The organism is Actinomyces sp. Marseille-P3109 (assembly GCF_900323545.1).
Taxonomy (GTDB): Bacteria; Actinomycetota; Actinomycetes; order Actinomycetales; family Actinomycetaceae; genus Actinomyces.
The window spans coordinates 1,684,057-1,704,643 of sequence record NZ_OOHN01000008.1; the positions used below are offsets into that span (position 1 = coordinate 1,684,057).

Below are 20,587 nucleotides of genomic sequence, written 5' to 3' on the forward strand. Positions count from 1 at the left end.
CTCGCTGTCCTCCCGGCCCGGCTACCAGAGGCGGCGTTCCCAGCAGGAGGTGTGCCAGTGGCGACGCTCCTCCAGGCCCCGGTCCGCCCCGAAGAGGGACTCGTTGGTCCAGGCCACCACGTGCGCGGTGCCCGCGGGGATGACGCGGTGGCAGCCGGGGCAGGTGTAGGGCTTGTCCCCACCGCGCAGGTAGCGCACGGTGAAGTCGGCCCCGCCGGGCCCGGTCTGGGTGCGCGGCACGGAGGCGAGGCGGTCCATGCTCAGGGGGATGTGCCCCTGCCCGTAGGGGCGCTTGGATCTGCGTCGTGCCATACCCCGATCTCATCACATCCGGCTCCCGCCCCCAAAGCCGGGGACGGGAGCCGGATGCGGCAGCGGGCGGGGCCGCCCTCTGCGGAGCCGATGGCTGGGGCCGGTCTCAGCCCTTGACCGATCCGGCCATGAGTCCTCCGACGAAGTACTTGCCCAGCAGGATGTAGACCGCCAGGGTGGGCACCGAGGCGATGAGGGCGCCGGACATCGAGGCACCGTAGTCGGCCAGGATCGATCCGTGGGCCAGGTTGTTCAGCGCCAGCGTCACCGGCCCGGACTGCGCCCCGCCGCCGAAGAACAGGGCGAACAGGAAGTCGTTCCAGGCGGAGGTGAACTGCCAGATGAGGACGACGACGAAGCTCGGCACCGAGATGGGCAGGACCACCGAGACGTAGGTGCGCAGCATCCCGGCCCCGTCCACCCGTGCGGCCTCGACGAGCTCGCCCGGGATCGTCTCGTAGTAGTTGCGGAAGATGAGCGTGGTGATCGGGATGCCGTAGACCACGTGCATGAGGATGAGCGTGTGGATCCCGAAGCCCAGGTCGGCGCTGGTCACCAGCCGCATGAGCGGGATCATGACGGCCTGGTAGGGGATGAACATGCCGAACAGGATGAGGGTGAAGACCACGTTGGCGCCGGGGAAGCGCCACTTGGACAGGACGAACCCGTTGGCGCTGCCCAGCATCGCCGAGATGATCGAGGAGGGGATGACCAGGGCCAGGGAGCGCAGGAGCCCGCCACTGAGCTGGTTCCAGGCGTTGGACCAGTTCTTGGTGACCCAGACCTCCGGCAGGTACCAGGTACGGGAGGGGTCGGCGTCGGCGGATCCCTTGAAGGAGGTCACCAGCAGGACGTAGACCGGGATGAGGACGAGGATCACCGAGACCAGCAGCAGGATGAACCGCGCGGTCTGCCCCCAGCCGGGACGGTTGGCAGCCCGGGTCGGACGAGTCTGTGCCATCACCGCTCACCTCCTGCCCTTGGCGTCGTGGATGAGGTAGGGGATGACGGCGACGGCGACCAGGACCAGCAGGATCGTGCCGACGGCGGCGGCGTTGGAGTAGTCGTTGTCGGTCATGAAGTTGAACATGTCGATGGCCGGGACCTTGGTGGAGTAGGTGCGCTGGTCCGTGATCGACATGATGAGGTCGAAGGACTTCAGCGACATGTGCCCGATGATGATGACGGCGCTCAGAGCGATCGGGGTCAGCTGGGGGAAGATGATCGACTTGTAGAGCTGCCACTCGCTGGCGCCGTCGACCCGGGCCGCCTCGCGCAGGTCGTCGGGGATGCCGCGGAAACCGGCCAGGAAGAGTGCCATGACGTAGCCGGCCAGCTGCCACACGGCCGGCAGCGCGATGGCGAGGATCCCCCAGGTGGTGTTCTGGGTCCATGAGTTCTCCAGGAACCTCAGACCGGTCATCTCGAACAGCCGGTTGAGCCCTGAGGCCTGCTCGCCCTGGGCGGAGTTGAGCAGCCACCGCCACACCACGCCCGAGGCCACGAAGGACACGGCCATGGGGAACAGGAAGATGGAGCGGAAGACCCCCTCGCCCTTGATGGGGCGGTCCAGGAGCCAGGCCCACAGGAAGCCGACGACGAGAGTGCCGGCCAGGAAGGTGATGGTGAACAGGATGAGGTTGATGAAGGAGTGCCTGAAGTCCGGGCTGCCGAACAGGGCCGTGAAGTTGCTCAGCCCGACGACGGTGGTCCCCTTGCGGCCGGAGACCTGCCCGGCGGTGTGCATGTCCAGCAGGGAGGTGTTGATGTTGATTCCGATCATCCCGTAGACGAAGACGCCGACGAGGAGGATCGAGGGCGAGATGAGCAGGAGGCCGGGCCCCCACTGCCTCCAGCTCGCCCGACGGCGCCGCGCTGGGACGCTCTTGGTGCTCACGTGTTTCTCCTGATGCGTTGTGGCGGGCGGATCGGCCCGTAATGGTCGTGGCCACCGGTCATCCGGTGGGCGAGCGGCCCGGGGGCGGGAACGAACCGGGGCGGACGCGCGGTCCGTTCCCGTCCCCGGAGGGCCGATCAGGAGGAGGCAGCGGCCTTGAGGTCCGCCTGGAGCGCGGCGACGTCGGAGGCGCCCTGGGCGAACTTGGTCAGGGCATCGTTCATCGCGTTGGTGGCCTTGGCCGGCAGGGCCGCGCCGTGGGCGATGGAGGAGACGATCGTGTCCTTGGCGAAGGAATCCATGGCCGAGCGCTGGTACTCGGAGAACTTGCCCTTCTCCTAGTCGGTGAGGTCCGTGCGGGCGGGGATGGAGCCCTTGACGGTGTTGAAGGCGATCTGGCCGTCCTTGGAGGAGATCGTGTTGAGCCAGTTCTTGGCTCCGCCGGGGTGCTTGGCGCCGTCGGGCAGGGTGAAGGAGTCGGCCAGGAAGTCGAAGACGCCGTCGGTGCCCGGGACCGGGAAGTAGACGTAATCCTCTCCGGCCTTCTTGCCGGCGGCGTCGAACCCGGCCACGGCCCAGTCGCCCATGACGTTGAAGGCGGCCTTGCCGTCCATAATGGGCTTCATGGCGGGCTCCCAGTCCTCGGTGTAGAGGGAGGAGTCGGTGTATCCCACGATCGTCTTGTAGTGTCCGAGCGCCTTGGTGACCTCGGCGCCGCCCCAGTCGGTCTTGCCGTCGAAGAGCCCGTTGTAGGCGTCCACGCCCAGGTCGGCGATGAGGATGGTCTCGAGCAGCTCGAGCTGGGTCCAGGCCATGCCCATGGTGATGGGCGTCAGGCCGGCGGCCTTGACCTTCTCCATGTCGGCGATCCAGGCGTCGATGGTGGTGGCCGGCTTGGTCGGGTCGAGCCCGGCGGCCCTGAGGGCGGGCACCGAGGCCCACACGACGTTGGCGCGGTGGATGTTGGAGGGCACTGAGTAGATCTTGCCGTCGGAGTCCTTGAGGCGTTCCATGAGGGTGGCGGGGAAGGCCTCGTTGAGCTTGAACTCCTCGTAGAGGCTGGCGACGTCCAGCAGGTAGCCGGCCTCGATGTGGTCCTTGATCTCGGCGCCGGCGTGGGCCTGGTAGGTGTCCGGCGGGTTCTTGGCGGCCAGGTCCGCGGCGAGCTTCTGCTTGGCCTGGCTGCCGGCACCGCCGGAGACGGCCTTGTTCTCGAACTTCGTCTTGGGGAACTGCTCGTTGAAGACCTTGACCAGGGCGTCCAGGCCAAGCTTCTCCGAGCCGGCCGACCACCAGGTGACGACGTCGACCTGGCTGGCGTCCCCTTCACCGGCGGCTCCACCAGACGTCGAGTCGGAACTGCCGGAGGTGGCGCAGGCGGCCAGGGTGGCGGCGACTGCAGTGGTTCCCAGACCCGCCAGCACGGCACGGCGGGAGAGGTAGTGGGTGGGGCGCATGGGACTGCTCCTTAGAAACGACGTTGTCTCATGTCCACGGCACCGTTGCCGCGGGAGGTGAGCGGAGATGACGGGAAGTCATCTGGTCTCGACTCGGAAGAGTAGACCTAAAATGAGCGAAACTCAAACATATGTTGCGGTAACAATCATTATTCTGGTCAGTCAGCATATGTCTATACCAGTAACGACGGAGATTCACCTGCACGCCCGGATGCGCAGGCAGGAAAAAGGTCCTCGCCGCCCGGCTGGGGCGGCGAGGACCTGTGTGAGAGCCGGCCGGGTACGGCGACCCGGGGGTGGTCCGTACCAGATCACGGACGGGGCGGCCCGAGCACGGTGTCAGACCGGCCCCAGGTACCGAGCCGGGTGTTGTGAAGAGCTCAGATGAGCCCCATGGAGGCCACGGTGTTCTTCTCATCGACGAGCTCGGCCGCCGAGGCGTCGATCCTGCCGCGGGAGAAGTCGTCGATCTCCAGGCCCTGGACGATCTTCCACTCCCCGTTCTCCGAGGTGCAGGGGAAGGAGGAGATGATGCCCTCGGGCACGCCGTAGGAGCCGTCGGACATGACCGAGGAGGAGGTCCAGGACCCGGAGGTGCCCAGCACCCAGTCGTGCACGTGGTCGATGGCGGCCGAGGCGGCCGATGCGGCCGATGAGGCGCCACGGGCGTCGATGATGGCGGCGCCGCGCTTGGCGACGGTCGGGATGAAGTCCTCCTCGACCCAGGCGCGGTCGGCCAGGATGTCGGTGACGGGGGCGCCCTTGACGGTGGCGTGGGTCAGGTCGGGGTACTGGGTGGAGGAGTGGTTGCCCCAGACGGTGACCTTGTCGATGTCGGTGACGTGGCAGCCGGCCTTGGTGGCGAGCTGGGCCAGGGCGCGGTTGTGGTCCAGGCGGGTCATGGCCGTGAAGCGCGAGCCGGGGATGTCGGGGGCGTGGGAGGCCGCGATGAGGGCGTTGGTGTTGGCGGGGTTGCCCACGACGAGCACCTTGATGTCGTCGGCGGCGCCGGCGTTGAGCGCCTCGCCCTGGGGGCCGAAGATGCCGCCGTTGGCGGAGAGCAGGTCGGCGCGCTCCATGCCGGCCTTGCGGGGCATCGATCCCACGAGGAAGGCGATGTTGGCGCCGTCGAAGGCGGCCTTGGCGTCGTCGAAGATGTCGACGCTGCCCAGGGTCGGGAAGGCCGAGTCGAACAGCTCCATGGCCGTGCCCTCGGCAGCCTTGACGGCCGGCGGGATCTCCAGCAGGCGGAGGTTGACGCGCTGGTCCGGGCCGAGCAGAGCGCCGGAGGCGATACGGAAGAGCAGTGCGTAGCCGATGTTGCCAGCAGCACCGGTGACGGTGATATTGACGGGAGCGTTTGCCATCGAGGACTCCTTCGAGACGTGTGTCGTCGCGGGCCGCAGGCGGCAGCCCGGCAGGACAACGCTATGACGTCTGCGCAGGTGAACACACCGATCCACCACGTTTCGTGACCCTCACCACTCCCCTGGCCGTCCTTGGTGGAGATCATGCCGATCCGCGGTGATCTTAGCGTGATCCATCCCGGTCCTGACAGTACCCAGCCTCGGTCGATACCCTGGGGTCCTCCCCCAGCCCGTTTCTCGTATCCAGGACCGTGATGAGCTCACGCCGATCCCGTTTTCCCCTCCCGGCGCCTCTGCGTCGCGGATCCACGCCCCCGCCCCGGGTCTCCTCACCTGCCGGGCGCCGCTCGGGCGCCATCTCCTTCGGACTCACCCTGCTGGGCGCCCTGGGATCGGGCTGGTGCCTCATCTCCACCGGACGCGCCCTGGGAGCCCTGCTGGCCTCCTCACCCAGGATCGGTCTGCTGGCCCAGGCACTGGCCGCTGCGGTCCTGAGCGCCGCCTGTCAGCTGCTCGCCCAGCAGGTCGCCCGCTCCAGCGCGCTCAGTGAGGAGGCGCACCTGCGCCGGCTCACGCTGGCCCACATGCTCGGGCTGGGCCCCGCGCGCGCCGCCGACGTGCGCAGTGGCGCCACCGCTTCTCTGCTGACCGACGGCACCGAGCGCGTCGCCCTCTACCGGCAGACCTTCCTGGCCCCGACCCTGGCCGCTGCGGCCGCGCCCCTGCTGGTGCTCATTGAGCTGGCCGCGGCCGTCGATGTCGTCCCCGCCCTGGTGCTGGCCATCGCCATCGTCGTGGTGCCGGCCTTCATCGCCTTCGCCCACTCGCGGCTGCGGGCCTCGTCGTCGAACTCGCGGCGCGCGCGCATGCGTCTGGCCGCCGAGTACCTCGACGCCATCCAGGGACTGCGAACCCTCACGCTGGCCCGGGCCGCGGAGCGCACCAGCGCCCGCCTGCGTCTGGAGGGGGAGACGAACCGGCGCGCGGTCATGGGCCTGCTGGCGGGCAACCAGCTCGTCATCCTGCTCACTGACGGTCTCTTCTCCCTGTTCCTCATCACCGTGGCCGCGGGCCTGGCCCTGGCGCGCCTGTCGGCCGGCGCGATCGACGTCGGCGACGCCCTGGCGATCATGCTGACCTCCTTCGTGCTCCTGGAGCCGCTGGACCACGTGGGCGCCTTCTTCTATGTAGGCATGGGTGGCATGGCCAACCAGCGCGCCATCCGCCGGATCCTGGCTCGGCCCCTGCCCCGGTCCGCACCGCGACCCAGGCCCCGGGCGAGCACCTCGACAGGTCCAGCCACACGGGCCGCCGTCGTGCTCGACGACGTCGAGGCCACCTGGGGCGACGAACCGGTGCTGGAGGGAGTGAGCCTGGCCGTGCGCCGCGGTGAGCACCTGGCGGTCGTGGGTCCCTCCGGTGCGGGCAAGTCGACGCTCATGGCGATGCTCGCCGGCAACCTGCTGCCCCGCGCCGGCTCGCTGCGCGTGGAGGGGGCCGAGCTGACCGCTGCCACCCAGGACGAGGTGCGGGCGGCCTCCGCTCTGGTGGCGCAGACGACGTGGCTGTTCACCGGCACGATTGCGGACAACCTGCGCCTGGCCCAGCCCTATGCGACGCCGTCGCAGATGTGGCATGCCCTGGAGGTGGCCCGTCTGGACAAGGAGGTGGCCCTCATGCCCGAGGGACTGGAGACGCAGGTCGGTGAGGGCGGGCTGGGGCTGTCGGGCGGGCAGGCCCAGCGCCTGTCCCTGGCGCGCGCGTTCCTGGCCGACCGCCCCGTGCTGCTGCTGGACGAGCCCACCAGCCAGGTGGACCTGGCCAGCGAGGCGGCCATCGTCGAGTCCATCGACCAGTTGGCCCAGGGGCGCACCGTCGTCACCATCTCGCACCGTGCGGGGGCGCTGACCGCAACGGACCGGACCGTCAGGGTCGAGGCCCGAGGACTTCACGAGGTGGGTCCGGCCAAGGCTCCGGCCGCCAACGACGCGGCCTCCGGTACCGGCGACGCCGAGGACGACGCCGCCGCCAATGAGGCGGCCGCTGCGCAGGACGGGGAGGTGCGGTCATGATCCGAACCAGACGCTCACCGTCACACAGAACTCGCGTCGTCGGCGGAGCCGGTGGGGCCGGAGCGGGCGAGTACGACAGCGCCCCGGTGCGGGAGCGGCCGTCGCGCGCGGTGCTGGTGCGCTGGCTGCTTCACGTCACCCGCCCAGTCCTGTCGCCGCTGCTGGGCTCCACGCTGTGCCGCGTCACTGACATGCTCAGCGGCATCGCCCTGTTCTCCCTGGGGGCCTATGCCGTGGCCTCGATGGGGCTGGCGATGATGATCGGCGCGCCGATGCCCGCCGTCTGGACGGTACTGGCCGTCATGGCGGGGTTGTCGCTGCTCAAGGCGGCTCTGCGATACGCCGAGCAGTTCCTCGGCCACCTGGTGGCCTTCAAGGCGCTCGAGCTGCTGCGCGGGCAGATCTTCCGCTCTCTCATCCCCCGCTCGCCGCGGGTCAGTGCGACGTCGCGCTCGGGCGACCTGCTGTCTCGCGCCACCAAGGACGTCGACCGCATCGAGGTCTTTTTCGCCCACACCTTCGCCCCGGCGGTCTCGGCCGCCATCACCCCGATCGTGGTGCTCGCGGTCATCGGTCTCAAGGTGTCCTGGCTGGTGGCGATGACGGCGCTCCCCTTCGTGGTGCTCCAGCTGCTCATCGTGCCCCGCCTGGGCTTCACCGCCTCCTTGGAGGCCTCCCGGTCCAGCTCGGCGGCACGGGCGGACCTCACCCAGCACGTCACCGACACCGTCCAGGGCATGAGCGAGGTCGTCGGGTACGGGCGCAGCCAGGAGCGTCTCGATGAGATGGCCAGGATCGACGCCGAGCTCGTCGGCGCCTCCCGTCCCACCGGCCAGTGGGCCTCCGTGCGCCGGGGCATCAACCAGCTGGCGGGCCTGACCGCGCCGATCGCCGTCGTCATGGTGGGGGCGATGCTGCCCACCACCGGATCCGGAGCGGGCGTGCCCCTGCTAGCGGCCGCAGCCGCGGCCGTGCTGCGGATGAGCGAGACCGTGCGCGGCGTCGAGGAGCTCTCGGGGGCGCTCAACGCCTCCTTCGCCTCGGCTGAGAGGGTCTGGGAGATCGCCACCGCCCCGGTTGAGGTGCGCGACGGCGATCAGGAACTGACCGCCGGGATCTCCCACGAGGTCCTGTGGCAGGACGTCACCTACTCCTACCCCAGCACCGCCACGCAGGCCGTGCGCGGCGTGAGCCTGAGAGCCCGGGCCGGCAAGTGGACCTGCATCGTGGGGGCCTCGGGCTCCGGCAAGTCGACGCTGGCCCAGCTGGCCGTGCGCTTCGATGAGCCGGAGTCGGGCCGCATCCTCATCGACGGACAGGACGTGGCCGACCTGCAGGCGATCAGCCTCTACCAGGAGGTCGGCATGGTGGACCAGAGGATCCACCTCATGCGAGCCACGATCGCCGAGAACGTGCGCCTGGCAGCGCCGTCGGCCAGTGACGCCCAGGTTCGCCGGGTCTGCCGAGCCGCCTGCATCGATAAGGACATTGAGGCCCTGGAGGACGGCTACGACACTCTCGTGGGTGAGCGCGGCCAGTCCCTGTCCGGGGGCCAGCGGCAGCGTCTGGCCCTGGCGCGAGCCCTGCTCGCCCGCCCCGGCGTACTCATCCTCGATGAGTTCACCTCCCACCTGGATCCCGAGCTGGATGAGCAGGTGCGGATCGGGGTGCGCACCTATCTGCCGCAGGCGACGATCATCGAGATCACCCACCGGCTGCAGTGGTCCGAGCAGGCCGACCACGTCGTCGTCATGGATGCGGGCACGGTGGTGCAGGCGGGCCCACCGGCCAAATTGCTGGCCGCTCCAGGACCGCTGCGCACACTCACCGCCCGCGGACGCTGACGGATGCAGTCAGACACCGAGGGGGCGCTCAGAGTCTCGGTGACTCCAGGCGCCCCCTCGGTGTCTGACTGAGGCCTGCTCGAGCCTCACTCGAGCCCACTCGGGATTGCTCGAACCTACTCGCCGGAACGGGCGGCGGCAGCGGACGCCTCCAGCTCCTCAGGACTGACGACGCCCTCGACGCTGACGGCGTGGAGGTAGGCCATGCCGTCGAAGGAGAGCTCGCGGACGTTCTCCGGGTCGCCCTCGTCATTGACGGAGCCGCCCGCCATACGGTCAACGATGATGGCGATGGCGCCGTCACCGGTGACGTTCGTGGCGGTGCCGAAGGAGTCCAGAGCGATGTAGGTGGCGATCATGAGGGCCACCTGCTGGTCATTGAAGCCGAGCATGGAGGACAGCAGGCCCGTGGCCGCCATGATGGCGCCTCCGGGCACGCCCGGCGCGGCCACCATCGTGATGCCGAGCATGAAGATGAACCCGGCCCACTGGGCGGTGCTCACGTGCAGGTCCTGGGTGAGGACGATCGCGAAGGCGAAGGCGAAGATCTTCGAGGTCGACCCCGCCAGGTGGATCGTGGCGCACAGGGGGACGGTGAAGGAGGCCACCGCGTCGGAGACGCCGTTCTTCTTCGTCTGACGCAGGGTCACCGGGATCGTGGCCGCCGAGGAGGAGGTGCCCAGGGCGGTGAGGTAGGCCGGGACCATGGTGAGCAGGGCCTTGAACGGGTTCTTGCGGCCGATGACCCCGGCGACGACGAACTGGATCGCCAGGATGACGGCCTCGAGGATGAGGACCACGACGACGACCCTCAGGAGGGCCTTCATGACCGAGCCGGCGGCGCCGGTGTAGGTGAGGTTGAGGAAGATGCCGAAGATGTGCAGCGGCAGCAACGGGATGATCATCCGCTCGATGAGTCGGGTGATGATGGCCCGGAACTCGATGGAGCCCTTGCGCAGAACTCCTCGGGGAACCATGGACAGGCCGATCCCGAGGATGAAGGAGAGCAGCAGGGCGGTCATGACCTCGACCGGCGGGGGCATCTCCACGGTGAAGTAGCTGCTCAGGGCCCCTTCGGGCTTGGCGACGTCGGTCAGGGAGGTCCCGGCGAGCAGGCGGGGGAAGGTGGCCGCACACACCAGGAAGGTGAGGAAGCCGGCGAAGAGGGTGGAGGTGTAGGCCAGGGCAGTGGTGATGCCGAGCCACTTGCCGGCGCCGCGTCCCAGGTCGGCGATGGCGGGGGTCACCAGACCGATGATGATGAGCGGGATCGCGAAGTTGAGGAACTGGCCGAACAGGTCGGAGAAGGTCGCGAAGACGTTGCCGACTGCCTTGGGGATGATCGGGTGGCCACCGATCCGGACGGACCCCACGAGCAGGGCCAGGACAATGGCGCCGATGACCCAGGTCAGGATGCTGTGGCTGAGACGATAACCCAGTGAGGGCGATGCCGAGGGATTGCGTGACATAGGGGACCTTCAGTGTGTGAAGCAATGTGACAAAACGTCGTGAATGGGCCCAGCGTGCCATACCGGCCGGTTACAACGCCGCTTCGGTTCGGCAAATGGGCACCGGGCCGACACAGATCACAGCGGATCGTGGGGTGAGCCAATGGCGAAGGCCTACCGAAGACAACCGGCGAACCGGGTCACATGACGCGGGGCAGGTTGACGTAGGGGGACAGGAGGAACAGGACCGCGGCCAGACAGATGCCGAAGACGACGTCGAACAGGCGACTGCGCGCTGCCAGCCAGGTGCCGTCGGGACGCTGGATCCTGACGATGGCGAGCGCCAGGATCCCGGTGGCCGCCCACAGGACGGCGATGCGGCGGTGTCCCAGCAGCGCGATGGCGGGAACCATCGCCAGGCCGATGGCCACGAGGACGACGCAGATGGTGCGGTAGGGCTCCTTGTGCTCGGCCTGCTGGGGATGCGGGTCGTGAGTCACGGTGATGAGCCTATCGGCGCGCGGGGCGTCGGTCCACGACCTTCCTCCCGGGCAACCGGCCTCGCGCCCGTCGCTCCCACCTCCGGGCACGAGGCCGCCGGAGGGTCAGTGGGCGAAGTGGCGGGTGCCGGTGAGGTACATGGTGACGCCAGCGGCCTGGGCGGCATCGATGACCTCCTGGTCGCGGATGGACCCTCCGGGCTGGACGACGGCGCGCACCCCGGCGTCGATGAGCACCTGGAGCCCGTCGGCGAAGGGGAAGAAGGCGTCCGAGGCGGCCACGGCGCCGCGGGCGCGCTCCGGGACGGCGGATGAGTCACCAGTCGAGTCCCCCAGGACCTCGGTGGCGTCGGCCCCGCCGACGGCGCCCTTCTCCTTCTGGGGGCTGTCGGCGGCGGCGTCTCCGGTGGATCGGGCACCCAGGGTGTTGGCGCGCTCGACGGCCAGCCTGCAGGAGTCGACACGGTTGACCTGTCCCATGCCCACGCCGACGGTGGCGCCGTCGTGGGCCAGGAGGACGGCGTTGGAGCGCACGGCGCGCACCGAGCGCCAGGCGAAGGCCAGCTCGGCCAGGAGGGCGTCGTCGGCCTCCGGCCCGGCGGCCAGCGTCCAGGTGGCCGGGTCGTCGCCCTCGGCGCTGAGCACATCACGCTCCTGGATGACGGCACCGCCGGAGACCTGCTTGATCTCATAGCCCTCACGCAGCGGGGGCTCGACGACGAGCAGACGGAGGTTCTTCTTGGTGGACAGGATCTCCACGGCCTCGCCCTCGAAGGCGGGAGCGGCGACGACCTCGGTGAAGATCGGCTTGATCTGGCGTGCCATCTCAGCGGTGACGGTGGCGTTGGTGGCGATGACGCCGCCGTAGGCGGAGACCGGGTCGCAGGCGTGGGCCTTGCGGTGGGCCTCGGCGACGTCACCGCAGGCGGAGACGGCGATGCCGCAGGGGTTGGCGTGCTTGACGACGGCGACCGTGACGGCCTGGCCGTGGTCATAGGCGGCACGCACGGCGGCGTCGGTATCGGTGTAGTTGTTGTAGCTCATGGCCTTGCCGTGGAGCTGGCGGGCACCGGCCACTCCCCCACTCGCCCCGGCGGTGCGGTAGACGGCGGCGCGCTGGTGGGGGTTCTCCCCGTAGCGCAGGCTCGCCAGGCGCTCGTAGCCGACGCCGACGTAGGCGGGCAGGGAGGCCGGCTCGCCGGAACCGGTCTCGTCCGCGGCGGCGTCGGCCTCGACCTGGCCGGCCAGCCAGGTGGACACGGCGGCGTCGTAGGCGGCGGTGTGGGCGAAGGCCTCAGCAGCCAGGCGGCGGCGCTCGGTCAGGGTGAATCCGCCCTCGCGCACGGCGGCGGCGACGGCGTCGTACCGGCCGGGACTGGTGACGACGGCGACGGCGGGGTGGTTCTTGGCGGCGGCGCGCACCATGGCGGGGCCGCCGATGTCGATCTGCTCGACGCAGGCGTCGAAGGGGGCCCCGGAGGCGACGGTGTCGGTGAAGGGGTAGAGGTTGACGATGACGAGGTCGATGGGGGCCACGCCCAGGGCCTGGAGCTGGTCGAGGTGGTCGGGCTTGCGGCGGTCGGCGAGGATGCCGGCGTGGACCGCCGGGTGGAGGGTCTTGACCCGTCCCTCAAGGCACTCGGGGAAGCCGGTGACCTCCTCCACCGGGGTGACGGCCAGGCCCGCGTCGGCGATGGTGGCGGCGGTGGAGCCGGTGGAGACGAGCTCGACGCCGGCGTCGGCCAGGGCCCGGGCGAGCGGGACGAGGCCGGTCTTGTCGTAGACGGAGACGAGGGCGCGGCGCACAGGGACGCGGTCGGGGCTGACGAGGCCCTCGGTGGGGACGTGGGCGGTGGGCACCGGGGTGGAGGCGGTCTGGCAGGAGGTCTGATCTGACTGGGCGGGCTGGGAGGACATGCTGCTCCTGGTGCGGCGTTCGGTGGGCGGGACGCCCAGGCGGGCGACGTCCCGTACGTGGACGGCCTCGGCCACTCCCCGGTGGTGCCCCACCCTCGCCAGTCGCGGCCGCCCTCATCCTATCGGGTGGATCCGGTCATGCGACCGGGATCGGGCGGCGAGCCTGCGACGCATACCCGGTCCTGCGTCCGAGCGCCTCAAGCAGCAGGGCCTCACCATCGCCCATGACTCCGTAAGCGGCCACGTGGACCACGACCGTCTCCCGCTCACCGGCGACGCCCCACTGGCGGCCAACGCGCCGAGGCTCCTGGCGTGGAGACCCTGACCGGGAAGACCTGCGCCGCCTGAGGATCGGCAGTCCGGCGCCCACGTCACCGCCGGCCGTGTCGCTGCCGGCGAACCACCCAACCGAATGGCCTGTTTCCTTGCAAGCGGCTTTAGATACGGCATACAGTCCGCAACATGACTGCGCCCATCAACATCGCAGCAACACCGGTATATCGGGGGACTCCCCCTGAGCGGTGGCAGGAGGCCGCCTCCGCCTACCGGCGCTGGTGGAGCCGCCACCCGGGGTTATCCAGCGCTCTGAACCTGGTGGTGCGCGGAGCCTACGCCCTCATGATCCCGCTGCTCATCGCCGCCCTGGTGATGGTGCCGCGGCTGGCCTACGCGACGGTCCCGGCGGCGTTCATGGCCGTGTGCCTCATGGTGGTGGCCCTGCTGGCTCGCACCCGCACGATCAACTGGCGCTCGGTGGTCCTCATGTACGGCGTCGGCGCCGTGTGGTCGTTCATCGTGGCCATGATCATGAGCGCGGTACGCACCCGCGCAGGACTGTCCGTCATGGGCAACGGGATGAGCATCGCCCTGACCATCGCCCTTGACGTGCTCAGTCCCCTGGTGCCCCTGGTCCTCGTGGTCTTCCTGGCCCCGGGCCGGATGCGCCGCCTGGCGGCCTCCGACTGGGCCCTGCTCGGATTCGCAGCCGGTGCCGGCCTGACGGCCGTCAAGGACGGCATCCGGGCTCTTGAGGAGAGCAGCCTGCTCTCCTCGGTCCTGGGCAACGGGCGTCTGCCGTTCTCCTTCAATCCGTGGACCTCCGGGTCCATGACCCAGGAGGGCAGCAACGTCCTGGCGGTGAGCAACCAGGTGAGCACCGCCAACATCACCATGGCGGTGGCGCTGGCGATCACGCTGTGGCGCCTCAAGGACTCGCCGGCCTTCGAAGGGGCCAAGAACCTCGTGTGGCTGCGGGTCGTGGCCTGGATACTGCCGGCGTTGGTCATCCTGCAGTCAGTGAGCGACCACGCCACCTACATCGCCAGGATCGCCCAGCAGCTCGGCCAGGGCGACTCCGGAGGCGGTTTCCCGGCGCTGCTCATGTTCCTGTGGCGGATCAATGGCGGAGGCCTGAGCGCCATCCCCCTATCCGTCATCCTCATGGCCGCCTGCCTGCTCCTGGACGCCCACCGCCGCGCCTACGCCGGCGTGCACGGCTGGACGGTGGCCGGAGCGCCGGCGCCCCGCTACCCCAACCTCACCGAGGCTCCGCCGTTCGTGCGCGCCCTCATCGTCTCAGTGGTGGCACTGGCGAACTTCACCTGGGGTGACCTGGCCGTCACCTGGGGCGCCTACGGGGACCTGCGCCAGGGGCGTCTCTACGCCATGCGGGCCGGGCGGGCCACCGCCGAGCAGGTGCGCGGCGTACGGGCCGATGCCATGGAGGCCACGACGCCGGGGGATGAGCCGAATGCCCGCCAGGGCTTCCGTCTGGGGATCCTGGTGGTCAGCGTCGTGCTGTTCCTCCTGTGCTGCATGTACGAGGTTCGTACCGTCTGGCAGCTCGCCCCCGAGCTCAAGGACACCGAGGACGACCTGTTCCTCTCAGCGCTGCCGCGTCTGTTCTCCCAGTGGTGGGACGGCTTGAGCGGCACCCACGGGCTGCTCTACGCGATCGGGGCGCTGGCCGCGGTGGCCATGGGGCTCTCCCTCATCCTGACCCTGGGAGCACCGGGCCGTCGCATCAGCACGGCGCCCTCGTCCACCAGTCTCATGGGCTACCTGCTCACCCTCACTCCCGGACAGGCGTCCCTGAGCCTGCTGGACTTCGCGACGACCTACATGCCGCGCTCGGCCCTGAGCGCGAGCCCGGCGGGCGGCGGCACCGACCTGGCCGCCGAGCTCTCGGTCAACCGGCGGATCCGGACCGCTGAGAGCTTCTCCGAGAGCCAGGACCTGTTCACGGCGCGTACCAAGCGACAAGTGGCCGTCGAGGCCGATATCGACCGCCTCCAGAAGCTCGCCGAGTCCCTGGGCGTCGTCGGCGTCGATGCCCTCGAGCCCAGCAGGCTCGATGAGACCGTCGCCGACCTGGCCGCCTCCGGGGCGGACTCGCGCGTGGTCGGCGAGATGCGCGATCTGGCTGCCTCGGTGGCGGAGCAGCAGGCCGAGATCCTGGACCTCTCACGCCGGCTCAACACCGGCAACGGCGAGCAGTTCGCCATCCTGGAGGGGCTGCGGATCACCGACGCCTTCCGCGGCAGCGCCATCGACCAGCGGCCCGTCAACAGCCCCGTCCACGCGCTGGCGCTCTCATCCGACGGGGACCAGCTGGTCGTCGTCGAGTACCAGGGGGCGGCCCCCACCATCGATGACGACGACGAGACCGACATTCCTCCCCGCAGGCTGCCTGGCCGGGCGGCGCACAAGTCGGCCGACAACGTCCTGGAGCACCTGGCCTCCGACGAGCGCGTCACGCGGTTCCTCCACGACGCACCCGACCTGTGGCAGGCCCTCAAGGAGGGGCGCGCGAGCCTGGAGGCGAACGTCCTCTACACCCCCATCCCCGGGATGACCTACCGGGCCGGGTCGGCGGCCCTCGCGGTGACGCCCGAGCTCGTCGAGGCCGTGGACGCGGCGATCAGGGCTCTGAGCAGCACGGATGCTCCGGCCCGATAGCCCAAGCAGGCGGCTCGCGTCCCCGTAACGCCGTCGGGCGGGGCGGAGCGCTCGGGGCTATGCCCCGGCGTCCTGCGAATCGCCGTCGGCCTCGGTCGCCTCCTGAGCACGACGGGAGACGGGCAGCCTCGACTCGGGCAGGGCTCCCCTGGCCCAGGTGCGAGTGTAGGGATGGGCCAGAATCGCCATGGCGGCCAGACCGACCCCCACCTCGACGAACACGAGGATCACCGTGTAGAGGACCTGTGGGCCGACGTCGGTCATGCGGCCGGGTCCCATGGAGCCGGAGGCCGCCAGGCACAGCAGGCCCACACCGACCGCCACGAGGAGGGCGGCGGTCCCTGCGGCACTGACCGCGTGGCGCACCCGCAGGGAGTTGAGGACCGCCCGGCGTCTCCAGGCGGCCACCATGGCGCCGACCGTCACCACGAGCGGCAGCCACAGGCCCAGGGTGCTCAGCGGCGCCGTCGGTAGCAGCCCCAGCAGCGGAAGGGTGGGGACGGGGCCGGCCACCACGCGGTCGGGAGCGAAGACCGTTCCCGTCCCCACGGAGAAGCCGGCGCCGATGAGCCAGGAGCAGGCCCAGATGAGCATGGTCGGCACCCAGGCGAGCTGGAGCAGGACGAGACCGGCCATCGCGACAACACCTCCCCCGGACAGCGCGTCGTGCAGGACCGAGACCCGGCCGGCTCCCATGAAGACGGCGACGACCCCTACCAGGAGGCTCAGAAGCGCCAAGGCTCGGGCGGCGCCGTAGGCCAGTGACAGGGCCGGGCCCGCCCAGTGGGGACGGCGAGCCCACCATCGGGTCAGGGCCGGCCAGCCGTTGCCGGAGCGCTGGAGCCGGACGGCGACGACGACGCTCGTGATGACGGCGATGCCGCCGACCGCCGGCCAGGTACTCAGCCCCTGGGAACCGGTCAGGCAGGCCAGGACCGCGACGGTGGTCGCGGCGACGACGATGGCCGCCCCGGCCAGAGGCCGCGTGGGGCGGGCCCTCCGCACGCAGTTCCAGGTCCAGGCCACCTGTGCCAGGGTCAGTCCCAGCAGCGGCAGGCCGAGGGTGCCCTGGTCGGTTGAGGACGAGGTGACCATTCCCCCGAAGCCGAGGCCCCACAGGGCGGTTCCGGCGCGCAGGGCCTCACCGGCGCTCAGGGCGGCCGCGGCACTGAGGCTCGAGGTCGCCATGGACACGGCCACCGTCAGCAGCACCACCACCAGCCAGCCCAGGCCGACCGACTCGATCCCGACGCGCAGGGACCACAGGGCCCAGGACGTCAGGGCACCGACTCGCGACCGCGACAGGTTCAAGCGCTCACCTCGCCACCCAGCTGACGGTAGAGCTCGCGGGCGATCTCCGCGGTCTGGCTGGGGGTACGGCCCACCCGGACGCCGGCGGCCTCCAGAGCGGTCTTCTTGGCCTCGGCGGTGCCCGACGAGCCGGAGACGATCGCGCCGGCGTGGCCCATGGTGCGCCCCTCGGGGGCGGTGAAGCCGGCGACGTAGGCGACAACGGGCTTGGTCATGTGCTCACGGATGTAGGCGGCGGCCCGCTCCTCGGCGTCGCCCCCGATCTCACCGATCATGACGACCAGACGGGTGTCGGGGTCGGTCTCGAAGGCGGCCAGGGCGTCGATGTGGGTGGTGCCGACCACCGGGTCCCCACCGATGCCGATGCACGTGGTGAAGCCCAGGTCGGACAGCTCGTGCATGAGCTGGTAGGTCAGGGTGCCGGACTTGGAGACCAGGCCCAGGGGGCCGGGCCCGGTGATGTCGGGCGGGGTGATGCCCACGTTGGAGCGGGCCGGGGAGATGATGCCCGGGCAGTTGGGGCCGATGATCCGCACGCCGTGGGCAGCAGCGTAGGCGCGCATCCAGGTCGCGTCGGCCACCGGGATGCCCTCGGTGATGACGACGACGAGGCGCACTCCGGCATCGACGGCCTCGACGACGGCGCCCTTGGCGAAGGCCGGCGGGACGAAGACGACGCTGACCTCGGCGCCGGTGGCCTGCCTGGCCTCGGCGACGGTACCGTAGACGGGGACCTCGACGGTTCCGGCCTGAACCTCGCCGGCTCCAGGACCGATGGGGGCGATGTCGAAGGTGACGGTGGTGCCGGCCTTGCGGGGGTTGACGCCGGCGACGATCTTGGTGCCGGCCGACAGCATGCGGGTGGTGTGCTTGCGGCCCTCGGAGCCGGTCATGCCCTGGACGATGACGCGGTCGGTCTCTGTCAGGAAGATGCTCATGTCTCAGGCCTCCTTGGCAGCGGGCTGACCGCTGATCTGCTCGGCGATGGCGGTGACGACGTCGGCGGCCCCGTCCATGGTGTCGACGACGGTGACACCGTCGATGGCGGCCTCGGCCAGGATGGCGCGGCCGGTCTCGGCATTGTTGCCGTCCAGGCGCACGACGACGGGCTTGGGCAGCCCGCCCAGGGCCTCAACGGCGGCCACGATGCCCTGGGCGACGGTGTCGCAGGAGGTGATGCCGCCGAAGACGTTGACGAGGATGGCGCGCACCTGGGGGTCGGAGGCCACGATCTCCAGGCCGGTGGCCATGACCTCAGCCGACGACCCGCCGCCCAGGTCCAGGAAGTTGGCGGGCCTCATGCCGCCGTGGCGCTCACCGGCCCCGGCGACGACGTCGAGGGTGGACATGACCAGGCCGGCACCGTTGCCCAGGACGCCGACCTGGCCCTCGAGGCGCACGTAGTTGAGGCCGGCCTCAAGGGCGCGGGCCTCGAGGGGGTCGGTGGCCGCGTTGTCGACGAGCTCGGCGTGGGCGGGATGACGGAAGCGGGAGTTGTCGTCGAGGGTGACCTTGCCATCCAGGGCGATGATGCGGCCGTCAGCGGCTTTGACCAGGGGGTTGACCTCCACGAGCGTGGCGTCCTCGGCGGTGAAGACCTCCCAGAGGCGCTCGATGACGGCGACGACGTCGTCGGCCAGGGGCCCGGAGGCGAAACCGGCGGCCTCAACGATCCTGTGGGCGACCTCGGGGGTGACACCCTCGAGCGGGTCGATGCCGACGCGGGCCAGGGCCTCGGGGCGTTCGACGGCGAGGGTCTCGATGTCCACGCCGCCCTCGCGCGAGCACATGGCCAGGTACTGACGCTCGGCTCGGTCCAGGAGGATGGAGAAGTAGTACTCGGCATCGATGTCGACGCCGTCGGAGATGAGGACGGCGCGCACGGTGTGGCCCTTGATGTCCATGCCCAGGATGTCGTGGGCGCGGGCCTCGGCCTCATCGGCGGTGCGGGCGAGCTTGACGCCGCCGGCCTTGCCACGGCCGCCGGTCTTGACCTGGGCCTTGACGACGACCAGCTCACTGCCCGCATCGAGGAGGGACTGCGCGGCGCTGCGCGCCTCCTCGGGGGTCGTGGCCACGGCGCCGTCGAGCGCAGGGACGCCGTGCTGGCGGAACAGGTTCCTGGCCTGGTACTCGTAGAGATCCATGCAGCTGATCCTCTCGGGGCATGTGGATGGCTTGAGGGCGCGGGCCGACTCCGGGCTGGCGCCAATGGTGAGCCTAACGTCCCAGGACGCTCCACACGGGCTGGACACGAGGCTGACTTCGGGCGTCTCACGTAGGGCTGCCGCGACGTCTCACGGCGAGGCGGGGCGGGCGGGGGCGGCCGCTGTGGCCCGGCGAGCCTGACGACTGACCGATGTGCTGCTGGTCGGCCGCCCGGTCGGGCTCATCTCGCGGCACAAGGCCTTCGGCCGTGAGCGCCGTCGAGAACGTACTTTCGGCACGAGGACTGCGTTCTGTCGCAGACGACTGGGACCAGAACGCAGTCATCTTGAAGGAAAGTACGTCCCCGACACGAAACGCAGTCCCCGATCACGAAGTACGTTCCCGGCACCTGCTCCAACCTCTACGCTTCGAGCCCGACGTCGTCCACAGCGTAGGATGACAAGGCATGGAGCAGGTGGCATGAGCGAGGTTCCCGAGGACCTTCGGGGCGGGTCGACCGAGGTCACCAAGGTGGGCGGCAGAGTACTTCGTCGTCGGCGCCAGGGCAGCGCCAATGTCGAGTGGCTGCTCACCGTGCTGGAGTGCCGGGGGTTCAGGTACTCACCGAGATTTCTTGGTCTGTCCGACGACGACCGGCAGGTCCTCGGGTTCATTGAGGGCCAGACCGGCTCCTACCCGCTGTCTGAGGAACTGCGCAGCGACGAGGTGCTCGTCTCGGCGGCACGAGCGCTGCACTCACTGCACGAGGCGACCAGCGACTTGGCGACCAAAGTGGTGGACGGCTGGATGCTGACTGCGGTTGAGCCCTATGAGGTCGTCTGCCACGGGGACTTCGCGCCGTACAACTGCGTCTTCGATGGAAGCCGGATGGTCTGCATCATCGACTTCGACACCGCGCACCCGGGCTCTCGCATCCGCGACGTCGCCTACGCGATCTATCGGTTCGCCCCGCTCACCGCACCAGAAAATGCGGTCGGCTTCGGCTCTCTGGCCGAGCAGGCTCGGCGGGCCCGGCTGTTCTGCGACGAGTACGGCGAGGTGGACCGGACACAGGTCATCGAGGCCATGTGCCAACGGCTGCTCGATCTGGTCAGCTACATGCGGTCTCAGGCGGCACAGGGCGACGCGGCTTTCCAGTCCCACCTCGACGACGGCCATGACACCGCCTATCTGCGTGACATCCACTATCTGAGGACCAACGCGGCGGCACTCACCAGAGCGCTCATATAAGAGGCCCTGACGGAACCACCCCAGGATCGCGGCACAAGGCCTTCGGCCGTGAGCGCCGTCGAGAACGTACTTTCGGCACGAGGACTGCGTTCTGTCGCAGATGAC

General features: G+C 69.9%; 14 protein-coding genes, 1 pseudogene and 1 riboswitch. Of the genes and pseudogenes, 4 read left to right on the top strand and 11 right to left on the bottom strand.

What is annotated here, in order from left to right; translation table 11 throughout:
• Positions 1-21: 21 nt before the first annotated feature.
• From BQ8008_RS07435 to BQ8008_RS07455, 5 genes and pseudogenes are all read right to left on the bottom strand, one after another.
• The gene (locus tag BQ8008_RS07435) at positions 22-312 is read right to left on the bottom strand and encodes a hypothetical protein (protein WP_108833458.1); all 291 of its coding nucleotides are present in this window, start codon (positions 310-312) and stop codon (positions 22-24) included.
• Positions 313-418: 106 nt separating this feature from the next.
• Complete coding sequence (locus BQ8008_RS07440) at positions 419-1,273, bottom strand: carbohydrate ABC transporter permease (RefSeq protein WP_108834779.1); 855 nt, start codon at positions 1,271-1,273, stop codon at positions 419-421.
• A gap of 6 nt (positions 1,274-1,279) precedes the next feature.
• On the bottom strand, positions 1,280-2,209 hold the full coding sequence (locus BQ8008_RS07445; protein ID WP_108833459.1) for a carbohydrate ABC transporter permease: 930 nt from the start codon (positions 2,207-2,209) through the stop codon (positions 1,280-1,282).
• A gap of 137 nt (positions 2,210-2,346) precedes the next feature.
• Positions 2,347-3,666 (bottom strand): annotated as a pseudogene (locus BQ8008_RS07450) (ABC transporter substrate-binding protein).
• A 380-nt stretch (positions 3,667-4,046) separates the two neighbouring features.
• Positions 4,047-5,033, bottom strand: coding sequence for a malate dehydrogenase (locus tag BQ8008_RS07455; RefSeq protein WP_108833460.1), 987 nt, complete (start codon positions 5,031-5,033; stop codon positions 4,047-4,049).
• A gap of 254 nt (positions 5,034-5,287) precedes the next feature.
• Here BQ8008_RS07455 and BQ8008_RS07460 point away from each other — a divergent pair, with 254 nt between their 5' ends.
• Together BQ8008_RS07460 and BQ8008_RS07465 are read left to right on the top strand one after the other, a co-directional pair.
• The gene (locus tag BQ8008_RS07460; RefSeq protein ID WP_108833461.1) at positions 5,288-7,105 is read left to right on the top strand and encodes an ATP-binding cassette domain-containing protein; all 1,818 of its coding nucleotides are present in this window, start codon (positions 5,288-5,290) and stop codon (positions 7,103-7,105) included.
• Positions 7,102-8,949 (top strand): amino acid ABC transporter ATP-binding/permease protein, encoded by a 1,848-nt coding sequence (locus BQ8008_RS07465; RefSeq protein WP_108833462.1) that lies wholly within the window; start codon positions 7,102-7,104, stop codon positions 8,947-8,949. Before BQ8008_RS07460 ends, BQ8008_RS07465 begins: the two co-directional genes overlap by 4 nt.
• A gap of 116 nt (positions 8,950-9,065) precedes the next feature.
• Here the strand turns inward: BQ8008_RS07465 and BQ8008_RS07470 are convergent, their stop codons facing one another.
• The 3 genes from BQ8008_RS07470 to purH form a co-directional block, all read right to left on the bottom strand.
• On the bottom strand, positions 9,066-10,418 hold the full coding sequence (locus BQ8008_RS07470) for a dicarboxylate/amino acid:cation symporter (RefSeq protein ID WP_108833463.1): 1,353 nt from the start codon (positions 10,416-10,418) through the stop codon (positions 9,066-9,068).
• Between the two features lie 179 nt (positions 10,419-10,597).
• A complete protein-coding gene (locus BQ8008_RS07475) occupies positions 10,598-10,897 on the bottom strand; it encodes a DUF3017 domain-containing protein (protein ID WP_108833464.1) in 300 nt (99 codons plus the stop codon).
• Between the two features lie 105 nt (positions 10,898-11,002).
• Positions 11,003-12,814: a bifunctional phosphoribosylaminoimidazolecarboxamide formyltransferase/IMP cyclohydrolase gene (gene purH / locus BQ8008_RS07480; protein ID WP_108834781.1), complete on the bottom strand. Its 1,812-nt coding sequence runs from the start codon at positions 12,812-12,814 to the stop codon at positions 11,003-11,005.
• A 26-nt stretch (positions 12,815-12,840) separates the two neighbouring features.
• Positions 12,841-12,930, bottom strand: a riboswitch (ZMP/ZTP riboswitch).
• A 346-nt stretch (positions 12,931-13,276) separates the two neighbouring features.
• Here purH and BQ8008_RS07485 point away from each other — a divergent pair.
• On the top strand, positions 13,277-15,772 hold the full coding sequence (locus BQ8008_RS07485) for a hypothetical protein (protein WP_108833465.1): 2,496 nt from the start codon (positions 13,277-13,279) through the stop codon (positions 15,770-15,772).
• A 57-nt stretch (positions 15,773-15,829) separates the two neighbouring features.
• On the opposite strand, the gene BQ8008_RS07490 is transcribed toward BQ8008_RS07485, so the two are convergent.
• From BQ8008_RS07490 to sucC, 3 genes are read right to left on the bottom strand one after another with little or no spacing between them, the layout of a single operon-like run.
• Positions 15,830-17,083, bottom strand: a complete 1,254-nt coding sequence (locus BQ8008_RS07490; protein ID WP_108833466.1) for a cell division protein PerM — start codon at positions 17,081-17,083, stop codon at positions 15,830-15,832.
• Positions 17,080-18,021, bottom strand: a complete 942-nt coding sequence (sucD, locus tag BQ8008_RS07495) for a succinate--CoA ligase subunit alpha (protein WP_108833467.1) — start codon at positions 18,019-18,021, stop codon at positions 17,080-17,082. The genes BQ8008_RS07490 and sucD overlap by 4 nt, the downstream gene beginning before the upstream one ends.
• A gap of 3 nt (positions 18,022-18,024) precedes the next feature.
• Entirely contained in the window at positions 18,025-19,230 is a 1,206-nt protein-coding gene (gene sucC / locus BQ8008_RS07500; protein ID WP_108833468.1) for an ADP-forming succinate--CoA ligase subunit beta, read from the bottom strand.
• A gap of 481 nt (positions 19,231-19,711) precedes the next feature.
• On the opposite strand from sucC, the gene BQ8008_RS07510 reads away from it, so the two are divergent.
• The gene (locus BQ8008_RS07510) at positions 19,712-20,482 is read left to right on the top strand and encodes a phosphotransferase (RefSeq protein WP_108833470.1); all 771 of its coding nucleotides are present in this window, start codon (positions 19,712-19,714) and stop codon (positions 20,480-20,482) included.
• The last annotated feature ends 105 nt before the right edge of the window (positions 20,483-20,587 follow it).

What these genes read in the sequence shown, in the direction of transcription:
- BQ8008_RS07465 (WP_108833462.1), top strand. Translation starts at nt 7,102, where the DNA reads ATGATCCGAACCAGACGCTCACCGTCACACAGAACTCGCGTCGTCGGC.
- BQ8008_RS07435 (WP_108833458.1), bottom strand. Translation starts at nt 312, where the DNA reads ATGGCACGACGCAGATCCAAGCGCCCCTACGGGCAGGGGCACATCCCC.
- BQ8008_RS07455 (WP_108833460.1), bottom strand. Translation starts at nt 5,033, where the DNA reads ATGGCAAACGCTCCCGTCAATATCACCGTCACCGGTGCTGCTGGCAAC.
- BQ8008_RS07485 (WP_108833465.1), top strand. Translation starts at nt 13,277, where the DNA reads ATGACTGCGCCCATCAACATCGCAGCAACACCGGTATATCGGGGGACT.
- BQ8008_RS07440 (WP_108834779.1), bottom strand. Translation starts at nt 1,273, where the DNA reads ATGGCACAGACTCGTCCGACCCGGGCTGCCAACCGTCCCGGCTGGGGG.
- BQ8008_RS07470 (WP_108833463.1), bottom strand. Translation starts at nt 10,418, where the DNA reads ATGTCACGCAATCCCTCGGCATCGCCCTCACTGGGTTATCGTCTCAGC.
- BQ8008_RS07460 (WP_108833461.1), top strand. Translation starts at nt 5,288, where the DNA reads ATGAGCTCACGCCGATCCCGTTTTCCCCTCCCGGCGCCTCTGCGTCGC.
- sucC (WP_108833468.1), bottom strand. Translation starts at nt 19,230, where the DNA reads ATGGATCTCTACGAGTACCAGGCCAGGAACCTGTTCCGCCAGCACGGC.
- BQ8008_RS07510 (WP_108833470.1), top strand. Translation starts at nt 19,712, where the DNA reads ATGAGCGAGGTTCCCGAGGACCTTCGGGGCGGGTCGACCGAGGTCACC.
- purH (WP_108834781.1), bottom strand. Translation starts at nt 12,814, where the DNA reads ATGTCCTCCCAGCCCGCCCAGTCAGATCAGACCTCCTGCCAGACCGCC.
- sucD (WP_108833467.1), bottom strand. Translation starts at nt 18,021, where the DNA reads ATGAGCATCTTCCTGACAGAGACCGACCGCGTCATCGTCCAGGGCATG.